At 71.7% G+C, this 5,151-nt stretch carries 4 protein-coding genes and 1 pseudogene; 1 reads left to right on the top strand and 4 read right to left on the bottom strand.

What is annotated here, in order from left to right; genetic code table 11:
* Window positions 1-230, top strand: a pseudogene (locus tag FV222_RS16645) (hypothetical protein); the annotation flags it as partial.
* Between the two features lie 108 nt (window positions 231-338).
* On the opposite strand, the gene FV222_RS16640 reads toward FV222_RS16645, so the two are convergent.
* The 4 genes from FV222_RS16640 to FV222_RS16625 form a co-directional block, all read right to left on the bottom strand.
* Window positions 339-2,069 (bottom strand): HWE histidine kinase domain-containing protein, encoded by a 1,731-nt coding sequence (locus FV222_RS16640; RefSeq protein ID WP_147815171.1) that lies wholly within the window; start codon window positions 2,067-2,069, stop codon window positions 339-341.
* Window positions 2,070-2,283: 214 nt separating this feature from the next.
* Window positions 2,284-3,000 carry a tRNA (guanine(46)-N(7))-methyltransferase TrmB gene (locus tag FV222_RS16635; RefSeq protein WP_147815169.1) on the bottom strand — a complete coding sequence of 239 codons (717 nt, stop codon included), beginning with the start codon at window positions 2,998-3,000 and terminating at the stop codon, window positions 2,284-2,286.
* 83 nt (window positions 3,001-3,083) lie between these two features.
* Complete coding sequence (gene metK, locus FV222_RS16630) at window positions 3,084-4,262, bottom strand: methionine adenosyltransferase (protein WP_147754273.1); 1,179 nt, start codon at window positions 4,260-4,262, stop codon at window positions 3,084-3,086.
* Between the two features lie 184 nt (window positions 4,263-4,446).
* Window positions 4,447-4,851, bottom strand: a complete 405-nt coding sequence (locus FV222_RS16625; RefSeq protein ID WP_147765226.1) for a helix-turn-helix transcriptional regulator — start codon at window positions 4,849-4,851, stop codon at window positions 4,447-4,449.
* Window positions 4,852-5,151: the final 300 nt, after the last annotated feature.

The raw sequence follows: 5,151 nt of genomic DNA, 5'->3' as shown, positions 1-5,151 counted from the left end.
AGCCGGCCCTGCGCCCGAGCCTCGACGCCGAGCCCGCAAAGGCGGCCCCGGAGCCTGCGGCCCGCGAGGTGGTCGGCCGCTATGCGTCGGGCGGCAACACCTACGTGATGTACGCCGACGGCGCGATCGAAGCCGACACCCCGCAGGGCCGCTTCACCTTCGCCTCCCTCGACGAGCTGAAGGCCTTCGTCGAAGCCGGCGGCGAAGGCGGCAACCGCGGCGCGGCCTGAGGTAGGTCGCGGGCCACCCTCCCCCGCAGAGGAGGGAGGAAAGGGTGGCGACTGCGCCTACGCGATGCGTGAACCCGTAGTTCCGGCCGCAAGAGGGCGTCGAGCGGCTCAGCCCGGCGGGTCGAGACTGGGGTTGCGGACGGGGAGGGGGGCCAGCATCGTCAGGGCGAAGCCGTCCGGGGCGTAGAGGGTCTCGACCTCGGCTTGGACCTGCGTGGTGAGCACCCGCTGCAGCAGGCGCGAGCCGAAACCCTGGCGGCGGGGCGGCTCCACCGGCGGGCCGCCGCTTTCGCGCCAGGCGAAATGAAGCATCCCGGCGGAGCCGCCCGACAGGATGGTCCAGGCGACCGAGATCCGCCCGCGGCGGTTGGAAAGTGCGCCGTACTTCGCCGCGTTGGTGGTGAGCTCGTGGATCGCCATGCCGATCGGCACCGCGATCTCAGAGGGCAGCGCCGTGTCCGGCCCGTCCAGCGTGATGCGGCCGTCCAAGGCGCCGTCCCCCTCGCCGGCCTCGCCCTCCCGCGTCTGCGCCTCCGCGTAGGGGCGCAGCTCGCTGAGCAGCAGCGTGCGCAGGTCCGCGGTCTGCCAGGTCGCCTCGGTAAGTACCGAATGGGTGTGGGCGAGTGACTTGATGCGGCCGACGAAGGCTTCGTAGAAGCTGTCGATGCTCGACGCCGTCCGCGCGGTCGAGCCGACGATCGCCTGCACCGTGGCCAGGGTGTTCTTCACCCGGTGGTGCAGCTCGCGGATCAGCAGCGCCTGGCGCTCCTCGGCGAGTCGCTGGTCGGTGACGTCGGCGACGAGGCCGATCAACCGCCGCGGCAGCCGGTTCGGGGCGTCGCGCTCGAAGCGGCCGGCGAGGTCGATGGTGCGCCACGCGCCGTCGCTGCGGCGGCGGATGCGGCCGGTGGTGTGCAGGATCGCGTCGTCGCGCAGGGCCTGCGAGATCGCCAGCCGCACGCTCGCGCGGTCGTCCGGGTGCAGCGTGTCGCGCAAGAACTCGGACTTGCCGATGGTGCCGTCCTCGGGCGCGTGCCCGAAGATCTCGAACATCCGCTCGTTCTCCCAGATCGCGTGGTCCTCGAGCATGTGCCACTCGAAGATCCCAAGCCTGGCGACCGTGGTCGCGACCCGCAGGCGCTGGTCGCGGGCGACCAGGCCGTCGCGCGCCTCGACCCGCGTGGTCACGTCCTGCACCACGCCGACCATGCCGGTGCGGCGCCCGTCGGCGGCGTGGACCGGGCGGCCGCGCACGGCGAGGACGACCTCGCGCCCATCCGCCTCCCGCGTCAGGCGGGTCTCGAAGCGGTAGGCGCCGTCGCGCGCCATCGCGTCTCGGACCACGGCCTGGAGGCGTTCGGGCTCGCCGGCAGAGAGGCCGGCGCGCAGGATGTCCCAGGTCGCGGAGTCGCCGGGGGGATGGCCGAGGATCTGCGCGGCACGGCGCGACAGCACGAGGCGCCCGGTGGCCTGCTCCCAGCGCCATTCGCCGAGACCCGCGGCGGCGAGGTCCTGGCGGTTCTCCTCGGAGCGCGCCGCCTCGTCGGCGTCGACGGCCTCGACCACGAGAACCGTGCCGCCGGCGCCGGAGCGGCGCACCCGCACCTCCACCGAGCCGCCGCCGGCATGGAGCCAGGGATGGATGCCATCGGCGATCCGGCCGCCGCCGACGAGGTCGGAGGCCGGCTTTCCCGACAGCGCACCAGGGGCGTGGCCGAGCAGGGCGCAGAGTGCGAGGTTGGCCTCAAGGATCTGCGCGCCGTCCTCGGACAGCACGGCGAGCCCGATGGCCGCCGCCTCGAAGGCTGCGTGGCGCGGGTCGGCCGCCGGGCCGTGCAAGCCGCCTACCGGGCCGTGATCGTCCCTGTCGGTCACACCGTCCCCTCGAACGCGCGGTCGCGCCGTCTCGAAAAGCGTCGCCCCGGTGGGCACGCCCGGTGGGCGCCCCGGCTGGGCGGGAGCAAGATGGGGCCGGCGCCCAGCCGGGGCAAGCCGTCGGGCGCCCTCTGCGGCTTCGACAACAGCTTAGTTTGCCCACCGCCCCGACTTTACCTTACGCGATGCGCTCGAATTCCAGGTAGGTCGGGCGGCGCCCGGCCGCGATCGCCTTGGCCTCGTAGCGGGTGCCGGGCCAGCCGGAATAGGGCTGCGTCCAGTCGGCGGCCTTGCGCGCCGTCCAGCGCAAGGCGGGGCAGCGTGCGGTGCGCATCAGGGTCCAGCCGACGTAGTCGTCGATGTCGCTGGCGAAGCGGAACAAGCCGCCGGGACGCAGCACGCGGGCGATCTCGGCGAGCGATTCGTCCGAGACGAACCGGCGCTTGCGCTGGCGTCGCTTGGGCCAGGGATCGGGATAGAGCAGGTAGACCCGCGCGAGGCAGGCATCCGGCAGGGCCGCGAGCAGCGGCGACACGTCCTCGTCGCGGATGCGGACGTTGCGCAAGCCGCGCTCGTCGACGGCGCGCAGCAGCTTCGCGACGCCGTTGACGAAGGGTTCGGCGCCGACGATGCCGATGTCGGGACGGGCTTCGGCCTGAGCCGCCAGGTGCTCGCCTCCGCCGAACCCGATCTCGAGCCAGACCTCGGACGGACCGTCTGCGATGCCGGGAAACAGCGTCGCCGGATCGAGGCGGCCCTCGGCGGGCGGCGCGACGCGCAGGCGCGGCAGCAGCTCGGCAAGGCGCTGCTCCTGCAGCCCGCGCAGGCGCTTACCCTTGCGGCGGCCGAAGAAGGCCCGCTCGGGGGCGTCGGCCGGGGGGCTGGTTTCGGTCACGGCCGGGCTCGGGTGTTCGAAGAAGACGCGACGCGCTTTCCCTCCCCCGCAGAGGGGGAGGGAAGACCCGCGCGGTGGAAGCCTTACGCCAGGGCCGACTTCAGCTTCTCGGCGAGGTCCGTGCGCTCCCAGGAGAAGCCGCCGTCGGCATCCGGCGCGCGGCCGAAATGGCCGTAGGCCGAGGTGCGGGCGTAGATCGGCTTGTTCAGGCCGAGCGCAAGGCGGATGCCGCGGGGCGAGAGGTCGAGGGCGTCCATCAGCACGCCCTCCAGCTTGGCCTCGTCGACCTTGCCGGTGCCGTGCAGGTCCACGTAGATCGAGAGCGGCTTGGCTACGCCGATGGCGTAGGCGAGCTGGATCGTGGCGCGCGAGGCGAGGCCCGCCGCGACGACGTTCTTGGCGAGATACCGCGCCGCGTAGGCCGCCGAGCGATCGACCTTGGTCGGGTCCTTGCCCGAGAACGCGCCGCCGCCGTGAGGCGCCGCGCCGCCGTAGGTGTCGACGATGATCTTGCGGCCGGTGAGGCCGGCATCGCCGTCCGGGCCGCCAATGACGAACTTGCCGGTCGGGTTCACGTGCCAGACCGTGCCCTCGTTGATCCAACCCTCGGGCAAAGCCGCGCGGATGTAGGGCTCTACGATGGCGCGCACGTCGGCCGAATCGAGCGACTCGTCGAGGTGCTGGGTCGAGAGCACGATCTGCGTTGCCTCGACGGGGCGGCCGTTGGCGTAGCGCACCGTGACCTGGCTCTTGGCGTCGGGCCCGAGCTTGGCCGCGTCCCCCTGCTTCGCCTTGCGGGCGTCGGCGAGGTCCTTGAGGATCTTGTGGGCGTAGAAGATCGGGGCCGGCATCAACTCCGGGGTCTCGTCGGCGGCGTAGCCGAACATGATCCCCTGGTCGCCCGCGCCCTCGTCCTTGTTGCCGGCCGCGTCCACGCCCTGGGCGATGTCGGCCGACTGGGCGTGCAGGTAGATCTGCACCTCGTTGTTCTTCCAGTGGAACCCGGCCTGCTCGTAGCCGATGTCCTTCACCGCCTCGCGGGAGAGTTCTTCCAGGTCCTTGAAGGTCACCGAGTCGGGGCCGCGGACCTCGCCGGCGATCACGACGCGGTTGGTCGTGGTCAGCGTCTCGACGCCGAGGCGGGCTTCGGGCATCGCGGCGATATAGGCATCCACCACGGTGTCGGAGATCCGGTCGCTCACCTTGTCGGGGTGGCCCTCGGAGACGGACTCGCTGGTGAAGAGGAAGTCTGAACGCGGCATCGTCGGGGCACCCCGGTTGGCGGGTGCGCCTTCCTGAAATCGCGGCGCTTGACCCGGTCGTGAGGGCCGGAGTTCTGGCACCGGCTTCCCCCAGGGTCAAGGTGGAATGCCGAACGGATCCGCTATACCGCACGAAGCGGACGCTAGATCGGTACAGTAGTGCGCCGAAGCGGGATCGACGGCGTCAGCCGCTCAGCTTGCGCTCCAAGGCCTGGACGGCTGCTGCGAAATCGCGGCGCGTGTCGGCCGAGCAGTTCTCGGCGACGTGGCGGGCGACCATCTCGGCCACGCTCTGCCAGCCGCCCTCGAGCGGGCGCTGCGGCGCGTCGGCGAAGCCCTCGACGGCGTGGTCCTCGTCGCGGGGCATGCCGCTGAAGAAGTGGTCGAGGGGCACGCCGGTCATGCGCGAGAAGATGTCGAGATGGATCGCGCTGATGCGATTGGTGCCCTTCTCGTACTTCTGCAGCTGGGCCGCCGACATGCCGAAGCTCTGGGCGACGCGGCGCTGGGTCAGCGACGCCTTGCGCCGCTGCTCCGCGATGCGCTGCCCGACATAAACGTCCCGTTGATCCGTCTTCTGTCCAGCCATCACTCGTCTCGCGTGCGCGCCCCCAAGGGCCCGGAACATCGGTCGTCCACGACCTCGCCGTGCCTAAGCTTAACCGCCCCCGCAGGTCTTGTCACCTTCGTAACCGGTTGGATATCCAGAGGTATCCCCCCGAGGCCCGGTCTTCGGCCGCCCGCGTCCGCGAGCCTGGACCGTACTGGTAAAAATTTCGTTGCCGTAGCAACGGTTTCGCTCGAGCAGGCGTGTGCACGGCGCCGTCAGCCATTGCCCCGCGGCCGCCCGCTCGTCGCCCGGCGCAGGGCCTCGGCAAGCGCGCCGCCC

Origin of the sequence: Methylobacterium sp. WL103, from assembly GCF_008039885.1 — a bacterium.
GTDB classification, from domain to species: domain Bacteria; phylum Pseudomonadota; class Alphaproteobacteria; order Rhizobiales; family Beijerinckiaceae; genus Methylobacterium; species Methylobacterium cerastii.
The sequence above is the reverse complement of the archived record's forward strand: the minus strand, read 5'-3'. Positions and strand labels throughout refer to the sequence as shown.